We start from the raw sequence: 19,631 nt of genomic DNA, 5'->3' as shown, positions 1-19,631 counted from the left end.
CAATTCTGCGAGTTTGTAATTCGTCGCACGAAATTCTTAACCTAGCGATAATATGATTCAACAATTTAGGGTTAAATCTGATTTGGATGAAATATCGGATGTGTTAAAATCATGTGTATTTTACAGCGTGATGACTGAATTAGAATTATATATACAATCCAGTTTTGGTCTGGAACCTGTGCATACTGCGGAGGTGGGAGAGTTATTCGAATCAGAGATGATCGACAAAGGTTCTTTTTTTACCAAAGAAGGTGCCCTCTGTGGCAAACTCAGTTTTGTCAAGTCTGGGTATTTGCGAGTTTTTAAATACCTGGATGGGAAAGAGGTAACACAGTGGATCTCCTCTCAGGGAGAGTTCGTGGCGGAGCTATCGAGTCTAATGTACGGGACACCGTCTCGGTGGAACATCGAGGCACTGACAGATTGCAAACTGTACACGATCTCTCAATCTAATTATCAAAAGATCGGTCAGATCGTTCCTCATTGGGAAGCGCTTGAAAAACAAATTATTGCTAAATGCTTTGTCAGTCTCGAGGATCGTGTGTTTTCTTTTCTGTCCATGTCAGCGGAGCAGCGGTACCTCAAGCTTTTTGATCAAAACAAGGAATTGATGAACCAGATACCTCTACAGTATCTCGCCTCTATGCTAGGGATGTCTCCCGAAACGATGAGCCGAATCAGAAAAAAACTGAGTTCTTGATTTATGTCAAGCGTCCGCAACGATATAACCACAACTTTTGCCTAACACTAAATAATATAACAATGAAACTAGAAATTAAATCTCAAATAGACATTCATGCCTCTGCAGATAAAATTTGGGAAGTACTCATGGATTTTGATAGCTATCCTGAATGGAACCCATTGGTCAGGGAAATATCGGGAAAAGCTGAAGAGGGACAACGGATCAAGGTTGTGCTGTCCGAGATGACTTTCAAGCCCGATGTATTGGCTGTATCAGAGAAGCGCGAGTTTAGATGGAGAGGAAAACTGGGCGTTCGTGGGCTGTTCGACGGAGAGCATTATTTCGTGTTGGAACCAACGGATAAAAATAATACTCGCCTGATACATGGCGAATCATTCAGTGGCCTGTTGGTCGCTGTGCTCAAGAAAAAACTGGAAACAGGGACCCTTGATGGGTTTAAGGCCATGAATGAAAGTCTCAAAAAACGTGTAGAAGGTTGATGTAATATGAATGGTTAAGCGCAGCTTTTACACTGGCTAGTGAGGCATGGTCTGTCTGTCAGGCTTTGTTATCTTTGTGGTTTCGATCATCAACATATACCCTATGAAATCAATTGTCCCATTTGCAAATGTCACAGATGCGCTAACCTCCTTGGATAACGGTGGACGTTTTTACAACTGGGTCTCAAAGGCTAATGATGGAAAGATATCAACCTCTGAGCTGGCCAAGGCAGCAGGTGTGTTCACCGACAAGGAACGCATGATGCTGTTCCTAGAGATGTCGCTGATGCAATTGTCGGATGATGAAAAACAACAGATTTGGGAGCGGCTTTCTACGGATTTGGTCCAGTCGTTTCAAAAGCATGCGCCACAGCAGATGTTGCCTTCCGAAGCGAGACTTCATGCAAAACCTTCGTCCATGGTCGTGGTGAAGGGCATCACACGTTGGGTAGAATCTAAAGATCAATTTTCGGGTTTTATCATGGTGCCGATTATGATAGACAAGGTGACATCTTTTACCATGATACCGATCGTCGAACAGTATGACCTCTATGAGCTCCGCGATCATGAGAGTGACGAGTATTTTTTGATTGCTCAGGCCAAGGGGTCCGAACGTTTGCCAGACCAAACCATGCAGTTTGGTGGAGTGATCCGTGAGTTGCGCAGCAGGCAGGACAAGAAATCCGAGAGGGGAGTATTCTTAGAAGCGATCTACTATGCGCCCGTTAGTCAGGTTGGCGAGTAGAATGATAGGAACCAAAACCTATGGCTAGGTGTTTCGTCTCAATAGGGAGTAAAGTTATTTTACAGAAATTAGAAACCTGAAAACACCTCACAACTATGCCTACCAAAAAATTAACCTTTCAAAATACTGAAGGTCATGAGCTGTCTGCTCATCTCGAATTGCCTATCGATGCGCACCCGATCGCTTATGCGATTTTTGCCCATTGTTTCACTTGTAACAAGAATTTTCATGCCGTACGACATATCAGTGAAGCCTTGACGCATCAGGGCATAGCTGTACTTAGTTTTGATTTTACGGGATTGGGTCAGAGTGAAGGAGATTTTTCGGATACCAATTTTAGCTCCAATGTTGAGGACTTAGTGGCTGCAGCCAAAGCCTTGACGGATGCGTACGAAGCACCGAGATTGCTGATCGGCCACTCACTCGGCGGAGCAGCGGTGATTTTCGCTGGGCGACAGATCAAGAGTGTGGAAGCGGTCGCGACTGTAGGAGCCCCCTCTTCGCCAGCGCATGTGAGTCACCTGATACAGGGAGATATCGAAAAAATCAAAAACCAAGATGCCGCGGAGGTATCCATAGGCGGCAGAACCTTCAATGTCAAAAAACAATTTCTCGAAGATATAAGCAGTCAAAACATGCCAGAGACAGTGCGTGAGCTCAAAGAGGCGCTCTTGATTATGCATTCTCCTCAGGATGAGATCGTAGACATTAACCACGCGGCTAAGCTGTACGAGTACGCCATGCACCCGAAGAGCTTTGTGTCTCTCGATGGAGCGGATCACTTGCTTACGAGCGAAGGAGACTCACGCTATGCTGGAGATGTGATTGCCACATGGGCCAAGCGCTATCTCCCTAAAGTTGCTCCGATACAGCTCAAAACCAAACAACAGGTTGTAGTACAGATCGGGAGTGAGGGTTATGTATCAGAGATATTGGCAGGCAAGCACAGGTTGAGAGCGGATGAGCCACAAGATGTCGGGGGCAATGATTTTGGGCCGTCTCCTTACGAGCTGCTATTGTCAGGGCTGGGAGCTTGTACTGCGATGACGATTCGTATGTACGCGGATCGAAAGGGTTGGGGTCTAGACAATGTCCATGTGCACCTTAGTCATAAGAAAGACTATGCGAAAGACTGCCAAGAATGTGATGACAAATCCAAAATAGATGTAATTGACCGAACCATTAAGATAGAAGGGGATATGGACGATTTGCAGAAGAAACGATTGCTAGAGATAGCAAACAAGTGTCCAGTGCACCGAACACTCCATAGCCAAGTGGAAGTCAATACCTCGCTGACCGACTGATTAGTCAGCGAGAGATAAAAAAAGCTATAGATTTGAACAGCTAATGTATGTGATGGCAATGTGTATGGCTGAGCAGGGTTGGCAGTTGCTTAACGTACTCCCTTCCCTAATACTTTTACTCGTCTGTGTGATTATCCTTGTCCTTATCTAGCTCTTTAAGGAAATCCTCAAGTGATGTGGTATTCTTTTTTCGTTCCTCATGAGTCATATTCATCCACTGTATTCTTTAGGTCGTCCAACTGATCCTTAATTATCGTCCTGATAAGCACCTAGCTTTACATCCTGATCTGGATATAGAGTCGAGTCAATTCGGGTGCGATGCTTAGCCAGTGATGGTTAATGATGAGTTCCTTTAAAGTCATTTTACTTTATATGTTTATCCCCAAAAACAACCATGAGCATCCTGATCTATTACTTTTAAGAAATCTTCAATGGTTTCTACTTCGGGATTGGGTTCATAGCCATGCCATTTGAGATCTGCTCGCATCCAATAGATTTTCCAAACATTCTGTGATTTAACCCAAGTGGTCTTAGCAATAGGGCTTTCTATTGTTTCCTCTTCATTCTGCCAGTGTGGACGTATCTCAAGAATGATAATACTCTGATTATCGATTTTATAGTTCAGATCAATTTGATGTCTGATGTGCTCTGGTGGTCTGCGCTTGTCGAGGAATATTTCCAGTGCGTTGATTGTTTCGGCTGATTGTAGTGCGTCTAGTGGCATGTGCTTTAGTTTTTGAGGTTAACGAATAGACTGAATTCAGATTTTCTCTACTATGTTAGTTTTCAACCACTCGAAAGCAGCGGCTTGGTCATACTCTACTTCAGGTCGCAATAATGCTTCCATATCACCTGTGAAATCAGTGTCATTTTCTTTCTCTTCTATGTTCAGTAAGAACTCCTTTTGACTCGGAGGTCTTTTGCCAGTAGCAAACTCGGTATATTTCTTAAAGCTCTCAATAATTTGATCAATATTCAAATCCATATTCCTACGGGCATAGTCCAAGTCGAACAGGTCTCTTCCTTTTCTTCGCTGATAGAGTGCTCTTAGCTTTGTACCGAGAAGTTCATTGATGTTGTAGGTACGAATGTTTGTTTGTCCAGAAAACCATTCACTCTCTACTTCAAATGGGAATTCAACCCAATCTATTACATTGAAATGCTCTTTGCAGTTGATTTCTAGTTTAAGACGCATGCGTATTTCGTCATATTCGGAAGTGAAGCGGTAAAAAGCTTTGGCGCCATGACCGCCAACTTTGGTATTTCTATCTTCTTCAAAGAATGTGATCACTTCTCCCAGTCGCTTCATAATTGGCTTGATAGGGCCTTCTTTGATTTGAACCAAGTCAATATCCTCTGAGTATCTTGGAGCAGGATGTAGGTAGAGTTTGTGCAAAGCAGTACCACCTCTGAAAGCGAGGTTTTCTCTTAGAAAATCATCAGAGAAGATTTCGACTAAAGCGCGACTTATGATTAGGTCTTGTTCTACCTGATCGAAATCTTTCCAAGGAGCCTTGTTTTGCCATTCTGCTATGTATGGTTTCGGAATCATAAATCGCTTTCTAGTGTAATGTTGATGTCAACTTTCCATGGGTTATTGACTGCTCCAGCTTTTTGATCCGATTTTGGGGAAAGCAGCACTGGGAAGTATTTACTCTGTTTTAAATAGTAAAGAATAGGACTCGTTAGATTGTCCTCTGCCTCCAATTCTTCTAAGATGAACCCTAGACGCTGTATCGAACTTTTGTGTGGATACCAGCTTAGCAAGGTTTTGATATCCTCTGGAGTAATTTCCTCCATGAGTTCTTCTAGTACGGCTAGCATTCTATTGATTCCTCCCAATTTGGATTGGTGGTGGATTAGGTCAATAGCGGTCAAGGCAGGACTGGATATCTTGAAGTATCCTGCGTCTGATTTTCGTTCTTGGATGTTTTTGTCTGACCAAGTGGATGTTGTGAAAAAACGAGTGTTTAAGTTGTTCTTTTTTATATCTCCTAGTTTGGGTATCTCGGTCATTATGTACTCTTGTTGGCCTTGTTGATGACTGGCGCCATGAAATTTGGCTGCCGAGTATAAGCTTAGGTAGTATTTTCTATCGAGGCTCTTGAAGAGCTTGTTGATATACAGTTGTACGGGGATTTTGCCTTGCATAGAGTATCTCGGCGGTATAATAAGGTAAAAGCCCTTTCTGAGATTAATGATCAGTTTCTTTTCTGTTAGTCGATCGAGCTCCTTTTTGATAGCAACGTCACTATTGTCTGAGATCGAAGATACTTCTTCCAAAGAGAAAGCGTACTGTTCTTGGGTTTGTAGCTGTATGATGTATTCTCGGATCGTCAACTTTAGTGAATTTTTAAGTAAAGTATCTTATTTAAGGGCTTATCTCAAAAATATACTAAAATAATTTTCGGCTAGCCTACGATTTCTGAAAGAGTCTATACAATGACTTGACTAATGAATATTCGTTACAGGTGGTGGTGGGGTCATTTCTCAATAGGCCAATTTGCAGAATTGGCCGGGTATTCCAGAATGCAGAAAACCTTCGTCTAGTTCTGCTCTCTCATGATTTGATCACAGCATGTGCATGTGTTAACAAAGTTAACACGAAAGTCCCAGCGGGTGGAAGTCCCTTACGAGCGGGTTCGTAGCCCGAATCGTTAGCAAGTCGCAAGGTTGGTCTTCCAATTAGTGATATTGACGAGTCCTATAATCCGGTCATTCCAGTTTGCACGGAATTAAACACTCCTGTTGGTCCCTTGGATGTGCTTTTAGTATCTCCCAATCGCGAGACATGATCATACCCCAACTTTTAAACAAAGTAAATACGACTTTTAAACAAAATTGTGCGTTTTGTTTCTCCTGATCTTTGTATCACATAAATTGAAAGAAGAACAGAGATGAACAATAACAATCAATTCGGAAAAGGAGGATGGACACCAGAGAGAATCGGCAACCTCAGTGGTAAAACATTCCTCATTACTGGTACAACAAGCGGAACGGGGTTTGAAGCAGCAAGAATATTACTCTCCAAGGGTGCGAAAGTTGTGATGCTCAATCGCAACCCTGTAAAATCAGAGGATGTCATAACTACCTATAAAAACGAGCTAGGTAATGACATTGAAGTTTCGTATATCACGGTTGATTTAGGTAAAAAAGCTTCTGTACGAAAAGCCGCTGAAGAAGTACAGCAAACGGTAACACGCATTGATGCTTTAATGCTCAATGCAGCTATAGCCCAAGTGCCTAAACAGGTGCTTACAGAGGATGGATTTGAGAGCCAATTAGGAACGAACCACTATGGCAATTTTCTTTTACAAGCCTTGCTGTTTCCACTAATTGAAAAATCCAAAGGGCGTATTGTAACGGTGGGAAGTATGGGATACAACTTAGGCCTTAAAACCATTAAGTTTGACGACATGAATTGGGACAAAGACTATAACGGTAATGCTGCCTATAGCCAAAGTAAATTGGCGCAGATCATGACCGTCTATGAATTACAGAATCGATTGGAAAAAGCAGGTAAATCGGATGTGAAGACTTATGCATGTCATCCAGGGGCGTCCCGAACGTCTTTGATCAGGACAAGTGGTGGGTGGATGACCCGATTCATCTGGCAACTCATGAAGTTGTCTCCACTAGTACAGTCGGCTGAAAAAGGAGCATTTCCCGAACTGATGTGTGCTACAGAAGAAGATTTAGATCAAAAAGGATTTTATGGCCCCACAGGTCGAGGCAATTGGACAGGGCCAGTTGGTGCTCATAAAATAGAACCCCACGCAAAAGATAAAGAAGTTGCAACTAGACTGTGGGACGTTTCTGAAAATACTATTGGGCAAAAATTCAAAGTGTAAATAATCTATGGTACCATCTACAACCCATATAGGCAGGGTATTTTTATCTGGATCGCTAGAGGAAGACTATACGTGGGAACATATTTCGCCACAGCATATCATCGTATTTCTATACTCGGGAGAGATGACTCTAACCTATGGGAAAAGTACGCTGACATTTGTAGCTGGAGACACTGTTTTAGTCCCTAAAAACCAATTATTACGGGTCATTAAAAAACCGATAGATGATCAGCCTTTTAAAGCTGTATCCATGCTTCTTTCTGATGAGGAATTGCGCAGGTTTTATCAAAGTCGTTCTATTTTGGAAAATCGGGATGATAACATAATCAAGCAAAGACCCATAAAAGCACACCCTTTATTAGAGAGCTTTTTTCAATCCTTGTTTTCCTACTTTGATATGCAAGACGAACTTCCAGAATCGCTTGTACCCATCAAAGTACAGGAGGCACTTACCATCATTGATGAAGTAGATAAAAGAGCAAGTTCTATCCTCGGTACATTTAGTGAGATTGGTAAAATAGATTTGGAAAAGTATATGGAAGAGCATTTTATGTATAACCTTCCATTGGAGCGGTTTGCTTTTCTGACAGGCAGAAGCCTCACAACTTTCAAGTCAGACTTTAAAAAGATATTTAAGAAAACGCCTGGAAAATGGCTTACAGAGAAAAGATTGAATTTGGCACATTTCAAACTCACCAACGAAAAGCAAAAAGCAACTGAAGTATACCTTATCGCAGGTTTTGAGAATTTATCTCACTTTTCGTTTGCCTTCAAAAAAGCATTTGGTGTTAGTCCAAGAAATATAAATCAATAGTCAACAGAACGCTAAAATATAAACCAATGGAAATATTAAAAGTCGCCCAAGAATGGGCCAGAGCAGAGGTTTTCTCCACTCGATTCTTCATCATTTTTGCCATTCTATTTTTTGCAGCAAGCGCAGGTTTTTGGCAACTCGGCAAAACCGAATTAGCCAAGGCGTATGTAATTCCATTGCTGGTGGCGGGTGTTTTACTGATGACAATTGGGCTTGGATTATTTTTCACGAACAAGTCAAGAATCAATCAATTTGAGAAGGCGTATCAACGGGATGCGATAGCTTTTTCAACTTCGGAAATTGCTCGAACTGAAAGCACCTTGAAAGAATACACGGTAGTTTTCAAGGTTGTTCCGGTGATTGTTGTTGTAGCAGCGTTATTGATTATTTTCATCAACACCCCGACTTGGCGAGCTATTGGTATAACAACTATCGCCATGATGATAGTTATTTTAATAGTTGATGGTACTGCCCATGCCAGAATGGAAGCTTACGCTAAACAGTTAATAACTTTAGTAAATCAAGATGGTAACTCACAACTTTAATCATGGAACGATAAAACAATACAGCGAACATGCTGTGATCAAATCATGGCGGTTTTGCTGTGAATGTAAGTTCTCTGCTCTGCACTTTGGAAACCCCGCCATATCTCAGATTAGCCACTATAGATTTACGGCCATTTTAGTATGCTATTCTTCAAACCCATCTGTTCTGTAGGGTAGGGATTGAGAACCTTTCTGCTTTTAACTAACTTGAAAGTGCCTCATGCTGAATGTAGAAAAGCGCATTGCAAATGCTTAAAAAAAGCGTCCTCGTTACAAACGAGGACGAGTTGGGGTGAGAGGCGCACTGGCGGTCATTTGAGCGTCAGCCGTCTACTTGATTGTGCTTTCGTACTTTATTTAATCGTTCTAGAGCTCTCAAAAAAGTCTCATTCTTTGTTCTTTGTTTAAATATTTCCTGTAATTCATTCCAGTATTTCTTTGATACCTTATTTGATATTTTTTTACAAATTAGATATGCTAGTTCTTCTTCGAAATCAAACCATTTATCACTTTGAATAATTTCCGTTCTAGCAGAATTTAAATCCAAATCACGGTTTCCGCACACGTCTGCAACAATTACTAATGGGAATGGCCATAATATTTTCACTTGATTGTTCTTTTGAGCCCAATAATCAGGAAACAATGAAGATGGAATTTCAATACCATGCAAAGCAATTACCGACTTTGAGCGTGCAAAATTTCTCGTCGAATCATCCTCTCTAATATCACCATCATCACTAATTGTTATTGATTTTGAAGATTCCTCAATTGAATTCTCTGCAATGTGCATTTCTCTTTCTAGCGTAAAAGTTTCACCTTCAACCTCGACCTCTTTTGAATTTAACTCAATTCTATCTACAGGTTTGCCTTCACTCTCTAAGATTGCAACTGTTGCAGAACCAACAATGCCTTTACTTTCTTGGTTTAACTCTATATTAAATGTCTTAATATTCTCATTTTCATCCCATGAATAATCATATAATGAAGAAGCCTTTAGTTCTTTAAAACTATTTTCATCTCTTTTTTTATTCTGTGATAAAGTATTAATATTTATTGTGAACGGTGGGTTTGGTATTACATTCTCAACACTTCTAATAAATCGTTCCTCTGACATTTTTTGCCATGGATTCCTATTTTTTCTTAAGACTAATTTGGTTGTTGTTCCAGGAACTTTTCTATTGCCATCTTTAATCCAGAAAATACTCTCTTGACCTTCAACCGTTATGTTTATAGGCTCACTCGATTCATGAGGGGCATAAACTCTTTTGGTATCAACAATTAAAACATCTGAAATCATAAAGCAAGACAGAATTCCTATGCCAAATCGAGAAGTTGGATAAAATTCAGCTTTAGACTCTGATTTGAGATTATAAAAGTCTGTTGACTTATAGAATGATGAACCTATTTTTGAGTAATAATTATCTATTATATACTGGTCCATCCCAGTTCCATTATCAAAAACTTCCAAAACATCATTTTCATCTTCTGAGTAATATTTTACTGTAATTTCAGGAGTATAATTATTCCCCCATTCTTTTTCCTGAGCGTCCCTAAGTAGACATGCGTCAATAGAATTCTGCAATAACTCTCGTAGAGCAACTTCAGGGTTTCCATAAAGCTTTGTCCCCATTAATAACTCAATAACTTGGTTTTTACTTAGGTTAAACTTTGTGTCTCTGTATTTATATATTGGTTTATTTCGAATTGATGTTTTGGTTTTAATCTTGGTTCTATTAACCTTAAATGGAATCTTGATTTCCAAATCAAATTCTTGAGCTTTATTGAAATAATTTATTTCAGTAATAATGTTATTGCAAACGCTAAGCTCATGGTCAATTAAATTACAAAATTCATGTATTGATGCTTCAATAGCAGGATGAGTGCATTTTGCACTAAACTTAATTTCATTAGGTTTTATATCCCATGCCTCAATAGCTCTATGCTTATTCCATTCTTTCAATGAAATAGGGTGTCTAACATATAAGTGTGAAAAAAGTATAGAAGGAGTCCTTTTTCCATCAAAATCCAATATGTCTGCTAACCTAAGTATTGTTGCTACTAAAGCTAAGTTTGAGTATGTATCAACTGCACATAGTAGGTTTTTATCCAATTCCAGAACAGACAAAGCTTCTTCATTATGGCTAAAACAAATTTGCGCAAGTTCTACTGTTAAATCAGTATCGCGGAATACAATTTTATTGTTCCAATCCTTCTCGATTACTTCTCTAGCCCTTTCAGCATGAGTTTGTCTGATATATTCCGTAATTAAATATCCCTTTATTGTTTCTGCCTGAGTATTCTTGCCTTGTGAGATAAGGTCAAGTATTAAATCATGTTGGTCAGGTCTAGCTGAATAGAACCTTTTAAAATTGTTATATTCTACCGACTCAGTATCATTCAACTCAGGAACCCTATCCCAAACCTTTTTCCATGCAATAATTTCTTCTTCATTTGGAGCCATTCCTATATCGTGAAAAAAGGCACTAAGAATTAAAAGCATTAGTTCTGGTGAGGATAACTTTTCAATATTATCATCAGTAAGCAGTTTTTCCATCAAGTATAAAACTCTAAACAAATGGTCACTATCATGAAGAGTGAATTCCCCCATGTGTTTAATGATTGTTTTTGTTCTTTGATGAGCGTAGTATACGGATTGGTCAACAAGAGCAATGACTTCATTGTCTTTATTCTTACATTTGGTTTTTAAAGTACTGTATATTTTACTCTTTGCTAACCTTGGTAATATTTCGTCTTTATAGTTATCTGTCATTTTACTTTAACTTAGAAGTACGGTCTCCTTCTGGCATGAAGCACAACACTTCGCTATACGCAATTGCGTATATATACTATTGGTATCAACACTATGTCAGTCATTGATATCCCCAAGAATACCCCTTAGCCTGGATAGATACAAGCAAGCGAGCCTCTAAGATCAAAGTACAGCCTATATATACCTAGATACAGGGGGCTATTCAGTGAAGTGTGTTGGGGTTTTCTCCTGACGTCTCCGAGCCTTTGGATTTGCTCCTGATGCCATCGGGAAGGAAACCGTGATGCTAAATACTGCCCTGTAGGCTGCAGAAAGGGGCTGTTTTTGTCTTTTCAAAAACCCGTGCAGATTCGTCTCAAAGTCTGCACGGGTTTGACCTAAAGTCTGCGCAGATTCGGAGCAAAGTCTGCGCAGGTTTGATCTAAAGTCTGCGCGGGTTCGGAGCAAAATCTGTGCAGATTCGTCTCAAAATCTGCGCAGGTTTGATCTAAAGTCTGCGCGGATTTCTAGCAATGATGCGCGGGTTTTCTAGCAAACCTGTACAGGTTTAGCGTAAAGTCACAGCAGGTTTGTGGCAAAGTATCAGTAGGTTTTTGGTAAAGCCTCAGTAGGTTTGGGACAAAGTCTGCGCAGACGGATCAAAATGAGGCGTATCTATAAAAATCGGAGATAATATTAAACGCTTAGCTAGTCAATGCGATTGGGGAAAACCCATACTTTGATTTCCCGAGAGCGTACTTTATCCACCCATGAACACACTTCAACTTCCCCAACGCATAATTGCATTGAAAAACCCATACTACAGTTGCCCCAGAGCATACTTCAACTTCCCGAGACCGTACTTTGTCTGCCCCAGAGCATACTTTGGAATCGTCCTGAAATAAGTTGACAGGTTATAGATAGATACATACAGATACGGGGAGGTGTGGGTGCAGTACAAAAACACAGACTGCTGTTGATAGCTAGCAAGAGTCCTGTGCATAGAACACTTCATAGCCCTGTGGAGGTTAACCCCTCGCTGACTGACCAGTCAGCGAGGGGTTGTTTTTTAATCTTGTATTAAGCCTGACTTGCTTGTTTTCTTTGCCAGAAAAATATGAATAAGAACACCCCGATCAGGAGCATAGGGATGATGGCGATATTCGCCAGTGTGGCTTGACCAGCTGCGAGCTCTAATGCTTCGCCCGTGAGGCCCTCTGCTGCTTTGGTGGCACGGTGTCCTTCGATCCACCCACCGATGATGGGCTGAAAGATCGATAACCCGAGCATACCCACTCCACCAATTAGCGACATGCCGAGCGCACCTGTTTTGGGCTGGTACTCCGCGATGAAGGAGATCATCGTAGGCCAGAAGTAGCACACGCCGATGGCGAACAAGATCGCTGCGAAATAGACCATACCACCCGTGGCGATACTCATTAGATAGATGGCTACTGATGCGATCACTGCTGATGACAACAGGACGCCCGTGATGTTGAGTCTGTGAATCAGTGGTCCAGCGAAGAACCTACCGACAGCCATCAGTACTGTCACCATGGCTAGCACTAGGAGCGGTTGTGCGCCTGAGTTGGCGAGGATTCTTTCTACCCAGGACTGTGTCCCGAGTTCTGTCGTGGCAGTCAGTGCCATACAGATCAGCATCACCCAGTAGATCGGTGACTTCAGGATGGCTTTGAAATTTTCGGCAGTCGAGCTGCTAGATTCGCTGCGTGTCTCAGGGAATGTTTGTCCACGGAACATCACGAAATAAATGATAGCAGGGATATACATGATCGATAGCTTCAGTTGCCACCCCCAGCCGATGTTGGCAACCAATAGTGCCAAGATAGACCCTATAGCGATCCCGCCAGGAAACCAAACGTGGAATCGGTTGAGCATCGTTGCGCGTTTTTCGGTGTACATCGAGGCGATCATCGGGTTGTAAGCTGCCTCGACCATACCGTTGGCAAAACTGATGAAGAATGTAGAGAAGAATAGTGTGTAGAAGCTATTGGATAGAATCGAAAAGGTGATCCCGATAAAGTGACAGATGAATGCCACATTACCTATTTTTCTTGGCCCGAGCGTGTTGTAGAGCGGCCCGCCGATTAGTGTGGCGATCGGAAAACCGAAGATACCCATGAAGTTGATCCAGCCGAGCTGGCGATCCGTCAGGCTCATGTCAGCGACTAGGTCGTTCATGATCCCAGCGCGAATACCAAAGGCAAAGGCAGTCGTCAGCAGCGCAAAGCAACTGGCTATAAATAATCTGTTCTTGTTTAATTGTGATTGCATAGTCATTTAGTCATGTTTCAATCTTTAATATTATTCAAAATGAATGGGAAATTCATTACGTCTGGATACATGTAGTAGATATGACGTGCTAAAAAGGAACAATTATCCCCTTACCGTTGTGTTTTATGCAGCACTTTTTTCAATGGATTGGTCATTTGTAAGTGTTGGTATATGCCAAGTTTGTTTTCTTATGGACTGTTTTGCGGGGTGCTGGACGTGATGAATTTCGATGAGTAGCCTATGGCCCCTGAGATTGTGGGACTTTTTTGTTCAAAATTTTAAACAAAAAAAAACGGGTCGGAAGCAAACTCTCCCAACCCGAATAGAACTTAGGGCGTCTCCCTAAGCTAACCTATTTAACCTAACCTTATCTTTCGTCGATCAGTGACCTGATTCGATATGTTTTATATTTTAGAGCCTGCAATATATATGTCGTTACATCTATTTTGAAAGACTAGTTCTGGATAATCATTCCGGTTTTTACCTTCTCACAGATACTTCATTACTAAGTCCAATATTTCAGTAGAAACATCATATTTGGATGTTGGGCTTTATAAGTATTTAGGATTACCGATGCTAGTGACGCAACATGCTTGATAGTCGTATACCTCTAGTTGCTATGGTCTTGTTTGGGTATATATCCTATGTCTAGGCGGTTGCGGATTGACTGCTAGTTTTGACATGCCCCGGACGAATCTGATAAAGTGTATACATAAAGGAGTGATAGGTTGACGTTAAGATTCAAACGTAGGTTACGCCTGATCATGCTTTCCATAGTAGGGTCAGGTTTTTTTGTGCCTTATGGATTTTCGGGTATCGAATATTATGGCGTATTTTTATTCTTGATATGTATACAATGACTCTACTTCTCACCGCCTTAGCTACTGAGCTCAATATTATGCTGGGGGTATTTGGTTTAATTCTGATTTTGAGCCTGTTGCTCAAAAGGGCCAATCAACCCTACATTATAGCCTACATTCTGACTGGAATAGTCGTAGGTCCGTCTGGGACGCAGTTGGTGCCGGATACAGAGACTGCAGAGTTCATGGGTGAGTTGGGTTTGATTATCCTGATGTTTTTTATCGGGATGGAAATCTCCCTGCATGATTTTGTGAAGAAGTGGCGTATTGCTGTGTTTGGGACTGGACTGCAGGTGTTTATTAGCGTGATGGCGATGATGACTGTTGGTTTTTTTCTCGGTTGGGATTTTAAACGCATGTTGCTTTTGGGCTTCATTATTTCCTTGAGCAGTTCGGCTGTGGTGATTCGCCTTTTGGAAGACAACAAAATCTTCAAAACCAAAATTGGGCAAAATGTGATTAGTATCCTCATCACTCAGGATATCTTGATCGTACCGATGATCATTGTGATGAGTTTGTTCGACACGGATGGCCTAGACATGGAGAAGATAGGTCTTCAGCTCGTCGGAGCTCTGCTTATCGGAGGCTTGCTTTATTATATGTTTAAACGCCGTTCGTTGCGCGTGCCTTTTATCAAACAACTGAAGAATGATCAAGAACTTCAAGTTTTTGCTGCCTTGATTGTTTGTTTTGGTATGGCGTTGATTACTTCACTCTTTGGCCTGTCGGCGGGTCTGGGTGCATTCGTCGCAGGTCTGCTTGTACATGCTACACCAGCCACGACATGGTTGCACGATAGTTTGCGGTCGTTTAGGATCGTATTGGTCTCGGTGTTTTTTCTGTCCGTAGGTCTGTTGATTGATACGAGTTTTATCTTAGAGCATTGGTTGGTGATTGGGAGTTTGGTGCTGACCGTCTATATCAGTAATATGCTGATCAATGCCTTTCTGCTAAAGCTATTGGGCAATAGCTGGAACGAAAGTTTGTATGGCGGTTCGTTGTTAGCACAGATTGGCGAGTTCAGTTTTGTATTAGCCTCTATTGGTCATCAAGCAGATATTATTTCGACGTTTAGTTATCAGATGACTGTGATCGTGATCTCGGTGACGATTTTTATCAGTCCCATTACAGTGATGTTCGTTCGAAAGGTGCTTAACCTGGACGTATCCTTACTCCGGTAGTACGTTTTTAATCACACCGATATGCATGACTGCATCGCCTTGGTGGAGGATCGGGTTGTTGTTGAGCCCGATGACATATCCTGATGCACTGGATTTGACAGGTACTTTGAATTCGCCGAATGGGTCAGCTATGTACCCTACAACTTGATTTTTCTTCACCTTCTGTCCACTTTTCACCTCAGTGAGGAAAAGCCCTGAGGCTTTGGCGCGTATCCATGAGGAGGACTTGATTAGTACGCTTTCATATTCTTTTTCATAGGCCTCTTCATCTCGCATACCGAGGTGTGCCAATAGACGCATTGTTCCTTTGATACCTTGCTCAATGGCATACTGATCGAACCGTGACGATTCGCCTCCTTCATATACCAAAATCTTTTTGCCAAGTTTAGCGGCTGCCCAGCGGAGAGACCTAGATCGATAGGCAGAGTGCAAGCTAAATGGTGCAGCAAACACTGCTGCCAATTCAGCATTTTTAGGGTCTGACATTACGCACCTGACCTGTGGGTAATTGGTTCTATCCGCACCACCTGTATGAAAATCTAAACCATAGTCTATTTTCGGTATGATTTCTTTCATCAGAAAATAGGCTACCCTAGCTGCTAATGATCCGTTTTTGTTGCCAGGGAACGACCGGTTGACATCTTTTCCATCGGGCACATAGCGAGAGAAATGTATGAAACCGTATACGTTGATAATCGGGATACAAATCGTAGTGCCTTTGATCGGGAGATGTTGATCGTGCTCGATGAGTCGACGTACGATTTCTATTCCGTTGATTTCGTCACCATGAAGTCCACCCATCAAGAGGACGGTTGGCCCATCCTCTAGCGCTCGTGATACCGTGATCGTAATCTCTATCGGCGAGTGCGAGGGCAGTCGCGCGATATTGACGATTACGTTTTTGGTTTCACCGGGTAGTATTTCCTGATTATGGATTTGCATGGGTTATTATCCCTCGAGATTTAGGCGTTTTTCTTTTTGTTGACGCGTTTTTTCTTTGTCGAGTTTTCGATGTATTCTATTATTTTTTCGGCGACATCTATGCCTGTGGCTTTTTCGATTCCTTCTAGTCCTGGTGAGGAGTTTACTTCTAGTACGAGTGGCCCATTTTTAGACTGTAGCATATCTACACCAGCGACTGCTAGTCCCATGCTTTTGGCAGCTTTAAGGGCAGTTGATTTTTCGGCACGGCTCAGCTTGATCACATTGGCCTCACCCCCACGGTGCAGGTTAGACCTAAACTCTCCTTCTTTTCCTTGGCGCTTCATCGCACCGACCACTTCGCCGTTGACGATGAAGGCACGGATGTCTGCTCCGCCTGCCTCTTCGATGAATTCTTGTAGGATGACACGGGTTTTCAGGCTTTCGAATGCCTCGATGACCGAAGTAGCTGCTTTGTTGGTTTCGGCCAGTACCACACCGAGACCTTGAGTCCCTTCGAGGAGCTTGATGACTACTGGTGCTTGGCCGATGTGCTTGAGCACTTTGTTTTCTTTCTTGTTGAAGTTCGTGAAGGCAGTTTTGGGCATGCCGACTCCAGAGCTAGAGAGGATTTGTAAGCTGCGGAGTTTGTCTCGTGATCGTGTGATGGCAATAGAATCGACCACACAGAATACATTCATCATCTCGAACTGTCGTACGACAGCAGTACCGTAGAATGTCACCGAGGCACCGATCCTCGGTATGATCGCGTCGATATCGTTGATTACTTCACCTTCATAATTTATATAAGGCCCTTTATTATCCATGATGATATCACACTTCATGTGATCCAGCACCACTGCTTGGTGTCCACGCTTTTGGATGGCTTCTACTAGCCTGCTGGTGGAGTATAGCTTAGGGTTTCGGGATAATACTGCAATTTTCATGATATGGGTTTCTTTTTAAAAGATAAGTTTTTTAGTTGTACATCTACCAGGTAGTTACCCGACAGAAAGGTGCGACCGAGCAAGATGGGGTTTCTCATGTTGCTGCGATCTGTGAGTGAAAATTCTATTTCGGTCGTTTCGCCAAAAAGGACAATCTCTGTCTTGATCAAGAACCGATGTTCAAGCTCACCGTTTGAGCTTTTGACAGATTTCTCACTGAATTTGCTCGTATAAAATACCTGACCTTCATAGTCAGGATGATCAGGGTCTAAGATTTGAAACGAAAGGGTGTCTACTCCGTTTCGCTTTTCGATTTTGGTATGATGGCAATGAAGTGCATTGCCATAGGCTCCAGTGTCTATTTTAGCATCGATCTCGAATAGTTGAAATTCAGGCAAGTCGATTTTGTCCTTTCGACCAATAGTTTTCATAAGAGTTTGTTCGTAATAATATTAAGGAAGGTCATACATCCTGCTGGTAAAACAAAGCAGGCGCGAATTTATATTCATGTCTGCCATAAATAATCACTTGTGCCCATCTTAATTTATCGATAAAGAGAACTTGAGGATGATGAGAGATAAATAATAGCCTGTTCGCGACTATAGAACCGATTGGTCATTGTTGATGTTTTCGTCGAATGTCGAGACGAAATCCTTGAAGTGATCTTTGGTCATGTCATTGTTGCGCACGACGATATAGAGTTTTCGCTGGAGGCCGTTTTGGCTGATTGGTTTAAAAATCAGGTCTTTGGGTAGGTCAAAAGATTTGAGACACCATTTGGGCACGCACATCACGCCCATATTGGCATGGACCATCTCGATGGCGACCTCTGTCAGTGGGATGTCGGATATTTTGTTTGGGAGGATGTGGTTGGGTTTGAGGAAGTGCTCGTATACAGATACCGTCTCCAGTGGATAGGAATGTATCAGTAGGTGCAAGTCTGCAAAATCCTCTGCCTCTATATAAGATTTTTCGGCCAGGCGGTGTTCTTTGTGCATCAGCATCATCACTTCGTCCTGCATCACTTCTACACAGGACAAACTTTGGACAGAAGACGGAGAGGTCACGATCGCCAAGTCGATTTCCAAAGATAGTAGCTTAGTAATGGGCTGATGGGTCGCATCGAATACGAGTTCGATATCGATGTTGGGATAGACCAAAGACATGTCCTGTAGAAACAGTGGAAACAAACGATAAAACGAATAGCATTCGCAACTCACACGTACTTTTCCTCCTGTCTTTTGTTGGATTTTCTTGATGTGGGTGAGCTTTTCATCGATGGAGGTCAGCACATTGGTGGAGAGTTGATAGAGTTCGGCACCTTCTTCGGTTAGTTTCCATTCGTTTCGCTTTCGCGAAAAAATTTTGAACCCTAGACGTTCTTCGACCTCTTTGAGCTGATGACTGAGTGCAGATTGGGTCAAAAACAGCTTCTGTGATGAGTTAGCAATGTTGCCTTCATCAGCGATTGTTTTGATCAAACGTAGGTGTTTCAATTCCATGGTCGCAAGTTACAGCAAAGCGGAGTTTTGTTGATTGAAAAAAATTAAGCTTCAAGTCAAATTTATCTCAATCAACCCTCGGCGTTGAGGCATGCCAACTACGTAGTTTTGCGACTGCAAATAATCAATAAAGCAGTGAAGAAACGCATACATAGGAAAATCCGACTCGTCAAGTACATTCTATATAGAGAGACCCTGATAGATTTTCGAGAGTATGCCTGTTCGTTTTTGGGGTCATTCATAGGGATAGGCTTGATAGGGTTGCTACAGCATACTTTTCTCAATGTCAACGATAATTTGTTTTTGATCGGGTCATTCGGAGCATCGAGTGTGCTGATCTATGGTGCCATCCAGAGCCCCCTGTCTCAGCCTCGCAATTTGGTCGGAGGTCATGTGGTATCGGCGATAGTAGGTGTGACCGTTCAGTTAGTTTTCCCTCATACGCCCCTGATCGCCGCACCACTGGCTGTGTCTCTGTCCATTATCGGGATGCAAATGACCAAAACGCTACATCCGCCTGGAGGTGCTACTGCATTGATAGCGGTGTTGGGCTCGGCACAGATCAAGGCCATGGGCTATATGTATGTGCTGTCGCCAGTTCTCTCAGGTGTATTGATCCTGCTACTCGTGGCGATCGTGGCAAATAACCTAACCCCTCACCGCCAGTACCCTACGACGCGTGCTTTTACCCGTGTGATCGTCCGTCGAAAATAAGGTGGTTTAGTACAAAACAAA

19 protein-coding genes are annotated in these 19,631 nt (G+C 42.2%); 9 read left to right on the top strand and 10 right to left on the bottom strand.

What is annotated here, in order from left to right:
• Positions 1-52: 52 nt before the first annotated feature.
• The 4 genes from BGP76_RS14105 (at position 53) to BGP76_RS14090 (ending at position 3,231) form a co-directional block, all read left to right on the top strand.
• The gene (locus BGP76_RS14105) at positions 53-700 is read left to right on the top strand and encodes a Crp/Fnr family transcriptional regulator (RefSeq protein WP_255416137.1); all 648 of its coding nucleotides are present in this window, start codon (positions 53-55) and stop codon (positions 698-700) included.
• A gap of 62 nt (positions 701-762) precedes the next feature.
• On the top strand, positions 763-1,182 hold the full coding sequence (locus tag BGP76_RS14100) for an SRPBCC domain-containing protein (RefSeq protein ID WP_119845164.1): 420 nt from the start codon (positions 763-765) through the stop codon (positions 1,180-1,182).
• Between the two features lie 103 nt (positions 1,183-1,285).
• Positions 1,286-1,927 (top strand): hypothetical protein, encoded by a 642-nt coding sequence (locus tag BGP76_RS20390; protein ID WP_185146852.1) that lies wholly within the window; start codon positions 1,286-1,288, stop codon positions 1,925-1,927.
• A 95-nt stretch (positions 1,928-2,022) separates the two neighbouring features.
• Positions 2,023-3,231 carry a bifunctional alpha/beta hydrolase/OsmC family protein gene (locus tag BGP76_RS14090; RefSeq protein WP_119845163.1) on the top strand — a complete coding sequence of 403 codons (1,209 nt, stop codon included), beginning with the start codon at positions 2,023-2,025 and terminating at the stop codon, positions 3,229-3,231.
• 376 nt (positions 3,232-3,607) lie between these two features.
• On the opposite strand, the gene BGP76_RS14085 is transcribed toward BGP76_RS14090, so the two are convergent.
• Genes BGP76_RS14085 through BGP76_RS14075 form a run of 3 tightly spaced genes read right to left on the bottom strand, consistent with a single transcriptional unit; the run spans position 3,608 to position 5,571 of the window.
• A complete protein-coding gene (locus BGP76_RS14085) occupies positions 3,608-3,955 on the bottom strand; it encodes a DUF3024 domain-containing protein (protein WP_119845162.1) in 348 nt (115 codons plus the stop codon).
• Positions 3,956-3,991: 36 nt separating this feature from the next.
• A complete protein-coding gene (locus BGP76_RS14080) occupies positions 3,992-4,783 on the bottom strand; it encodes a nucleotidyl transferase AbiEii/AbiGii toxin family protein (RefSeq protein ID WP_119845161.1) in 792 nt (263 codons plus the stop codon).
• The gene (locus BGP76_RS14075; RefSeq protein ID WP_119845160.1) at positions 4,780-5,571 is read right to left on the bottom strand and encodes a type IV toxin-antitoxin system AbiEi family antitoxin; all 792 of its coding nucleotides are present in this window, start codon (positions 5,569-5,571) and stop codon (positions 4,780-4,782) included. The genes BGP76_RS14080 and BGP76_RS14075 overlap by 4 nt, the downstream gene beginning before the upstream one ends.
• A gap of 557 nt (positions 5,572-6,128) precedes the next feature.
• On the opposite strand from BGP76_RS14075, the gene BGP76_RS14070 reads away from it, so the two are divergent.
• From BGP76_RS14070 to BGP76_RS14060, 3 genes are all read left to right on the top strand, one after another.
• Positions 6,129-7,082 (top strand): SDR family oxidoreductase, encoded by a 954-nt coding sequence (locus BGP76_RS14070; RefSeq protein WP_119845159.1) that lies wholly within the window; start codon positions 6,129-6,131, stop codon positions 7,080-7,082.
• 124 nt (positions 7,083-7,206) lie between these two features.
• Positions 7,207-7,896 carry an AraC family transcriptional regulator gene (locus BGP76_RS14065; protein ID WP_216011170.1) on the top strand — a complete coding sequence of 230 codons (690 nt, stop codon included), beginning with the start codon at positions 7,207-7,209 and terminating at the stop codon, positions 7,894-7,896.
• A gap of 26 nt (positions 7,897-7,922) precedes the next feature.
• Positions 7,923-8,441, top strand: a complete 519-nt coding sequence (locus BGP76_RS14060) for a hypothetical protein (protein ID WP_119845157.1) — start codon at positions 7,923-7,925, stop codon at positions 8,439-8,441.
• 322 nt (positions 8,442-8,763) lie between these two features.
• On the opposite strand, the gene BGP76_RS14055 is transcribed toward BGP76_RS14060, so the two are convergent.
• From BGP76_RS14055 to BGP76_RS14050, 3 genes are all read right to left on the bottom strand, one after another.
• A complete protein-coding gene (locus BGP76_RS14055; RefSeq protein ID WP_119845156.1) occupies positions 8,764-11,211 on the bottom strand; it encodes an HD domain-containing protein in 2,448 nt (815 codons plus the stop codon).
• Positions 11,212-11,409: 198 nt separating this feature from the next.
• Positions 11,410-11,658, bottom strand: a complete 249-nt coding sequence (locus BGP76_RS20180) for a hypothetical protein (protein WP_147407478.1) — start codon at positions 11,656-11,658, stop codon at positions 11,410-11,412.
• 612 nt (positions 11,659-12,270) lie between these two features.
• Entirely contained in the window at positions 12,271-13,485 is a 1,215-nt protein-coding gene (locus BGP76_RS14050) for a sugar MFS transporter (protein ID WP_119845559.1), read from the bottom strand.
• Between the two features lie 856 nt (positions 13,486-14,341).
• Here BGP76_RS14050 and BGP76_RS14045 point away from each other — a divergent pair.
• Complete coding sequence (locus tag BGP76_RS14045) at positions 14,342-15,526, top strand: cation:proton antiporter (protein ID WP_158584280.1); 1,185 nt, start codon at positions 14,342-14,344, stop codon at positions 15,524-15,526.
• Here the strand turns inward: BGP76_RS14045 and BGP76_RS14040 are convergent.
• The 4 genes from BGP76_RS14040 to BGP76_RS14025 form a co-directional block, all read right to left on the bottom strand.
• On the bottom strand, positions 15,515-16,468 hold the full coding sequence (locus BGP76_RS14040) for a succinylglutamate desuccinylase/aspartoacylase family protein (RefSeq protein WP_119845154.1): 954 nt from the start codon (positions 16,466-16,468) through the stop codon (positions 15,515-15,517). The two genes, BGP76_RS14045 and BGP76_RS14040, sit on opposite strands and share 12 nt — an antisense overlap.
• A gap of 20 nt (positions 16,469-16,488) precedes the next feature.
• On the bottom strand, positions 16,489-17,394 hold the full coding sequence (gene rimK, locus BGP76_RS14035; protein WP_119845153.1) for a 30S ribosomal protein S6--L-glutamate ligase: 906 nt from the start codon (positions 17,392-17,394) through the stop codon (positions 16,489-16,491).
• On the bottom strand, positions 17,391-17,825 hold the full coding sequence (locus tag BGP76_RS14030; protein ID WP_073121715.1) for a RimK/LysX family protein: 435 nt from the start codon (positions 17,823-17,825) through the stop codon (positions 17,391-17,393). Before BGP76_RS14030 ends, rimK begins: the two co-directional genes overlap by 4 nt.
• 168 nt (positions 17,826-17,993) lie before the next feature.
• A complete protein-coding gene (locus tag BGP76_RS14025; protein ID WP_119845152.1) occupies positions 17,994-18,896 on the bottom strand; it encodes a LysR family transcriptional regulator in 903 nt (300 codons plus the stop codon).
• Positions 18,897-19,031: 135 nt separating this feature from the next.
• Between BGP76_RS14025 and BGP76_RS14020 the strand changes: the two genes are divergently transcribed.
• Complete coding sequence (locus BGP76_RS14020; protein ID WP_073121719.1) at positions 19,032-19,610, top strand: HPP family protein; 579 nt, start codon at positions 19,032-19,034, stop codon at positions 19,608-19,610.
• The last annotated feature ends 21 nt before the right edge of the window (positions 19,611-19,631 follow it).

Source organism: Reichenbachiella sp. MSK19-1, assembly GCF_003590315.1.
GTDB classification, from domain to species: Bacteria; Bacteroidota; Bacteroidia; order Cytophagales; family Cyclobacteriaceae; genus Reichenbachiella; species Reichenbachiella agariperforans.
The sequence above is the reverse complement of the archived record's forward strand: the minus strand, read 5'-3'. Positions and strand labels throughout refer to the sequence as shown.

Bases quoted from the DNA above. Each gene is read 5' to 3' on its own strand.
- BGP76_RS14065 (WP_216011170.1), top strand. From the start codon at position 7,207: ATGACTCTAACCTATGGGAAAAGTACGCTGACATTTGTAGCTGGAGAC.
- BGP76_RS14070 (WP_119845159.1), top strand. From the start codon at position 6,129: ATGAACAATAACAATCAATTCGGAAAAGGAGGATGGACACCAGAGAGA.
- BGP76_RS14055 (WP_119845156.1), bottom strand. From the start codon at position 11,211: ATGACAGATAACTATAAAGACGAAATATTACCAAGGTTAGCAAAGAGT.
- BGP76_RS14060 (WP_119845157.1), top strand. From the start codon at position 7,923: ATGGAAATATTAAAAGTCGCCCAAGAATGGGCCAGAGCAGAGGTTTTC.
- BGP76_RS14045 (WP_158584280.1), top strand. From the start codon at position 14,342: ATGACTCTACTTCTCACCGCCTTAGCTACTGAGCTCAATATTATGCTG.
- rimK (WP_119845153.1), bottom strand. From the start codon at position 17,394: ATGAAAATTGCAGTATTATCCCGAAACCCTAAGCTATACTCCACCAGC.
- BGP76_RS14085 (WP_119845162.1), bottom strand. From the start codon at position 3,955: ATGCCACTAGACGCACTACAATCAGCCGAAACAATCAACGCACTGGAA.
- BGP76_RS14030 (WP_073121715.1), bottom strand. From the start codon at position 17,825: ATGAAAACTATTGGTCGAAAGGACAAAATCGACTTGCCTGAATTTCAA.
- BGP76_RS14050 (WP_119845559.1), bottom strand. From the start codon at position 13,485: ATGCAATCACAATTAAACAAGAACAGATTATTTATAGCCAGTTGCTTT.
- BGP76_RS14040 (WP_119845154.1), bottom strand. From the start codon at position 16,468: ATGCAAATCCATAATCAGGAAATACTACCCGGTGAAACCAAAAACGTA.
- BGP76_RS14105 (WP_255416137.1), top strand. From the start codon at position 53: ATGATTCAACAATTTAGGGTTAAATCTGATTTGGATGAAATATCGGAT.
- BGP76_RS14080 (WP_119845161.1), bottom strand. From the start codon at position 4,783: ATGATTCCGAAACCATACATAGCAGAATGGCAAAACAAGGCTCCTTGG.
- BGP76_RS14025 (WP_119845152.1), bottom strand. From the start codon at position 18,896: ATGGAATTGAAACACCTACGTTTGATCAAAACAATCGCTGATGAAGGC.
- BGP76_RS14090 (WP_119845163.1), top strand. From the start codon at position 2,023: ATGCCTACCAAAAAATTAACCTTTCAAAATACTGAAGGTCATGAGCTG.
- BGP76_RS14100 (WP_119845164.1), top strand. From the start codon at position 763: ATGAAACTAGAAATTAAATCTCAAATAGACATTCATGCCTCTGCAGAT.
- BGP76_RS20390 (WP_185146852.1), top strand. From the start codon at position 1,286: ATGAAATCAATTGTCCCATTTGCAAATGTCACAGATGCGCTAACCTCC.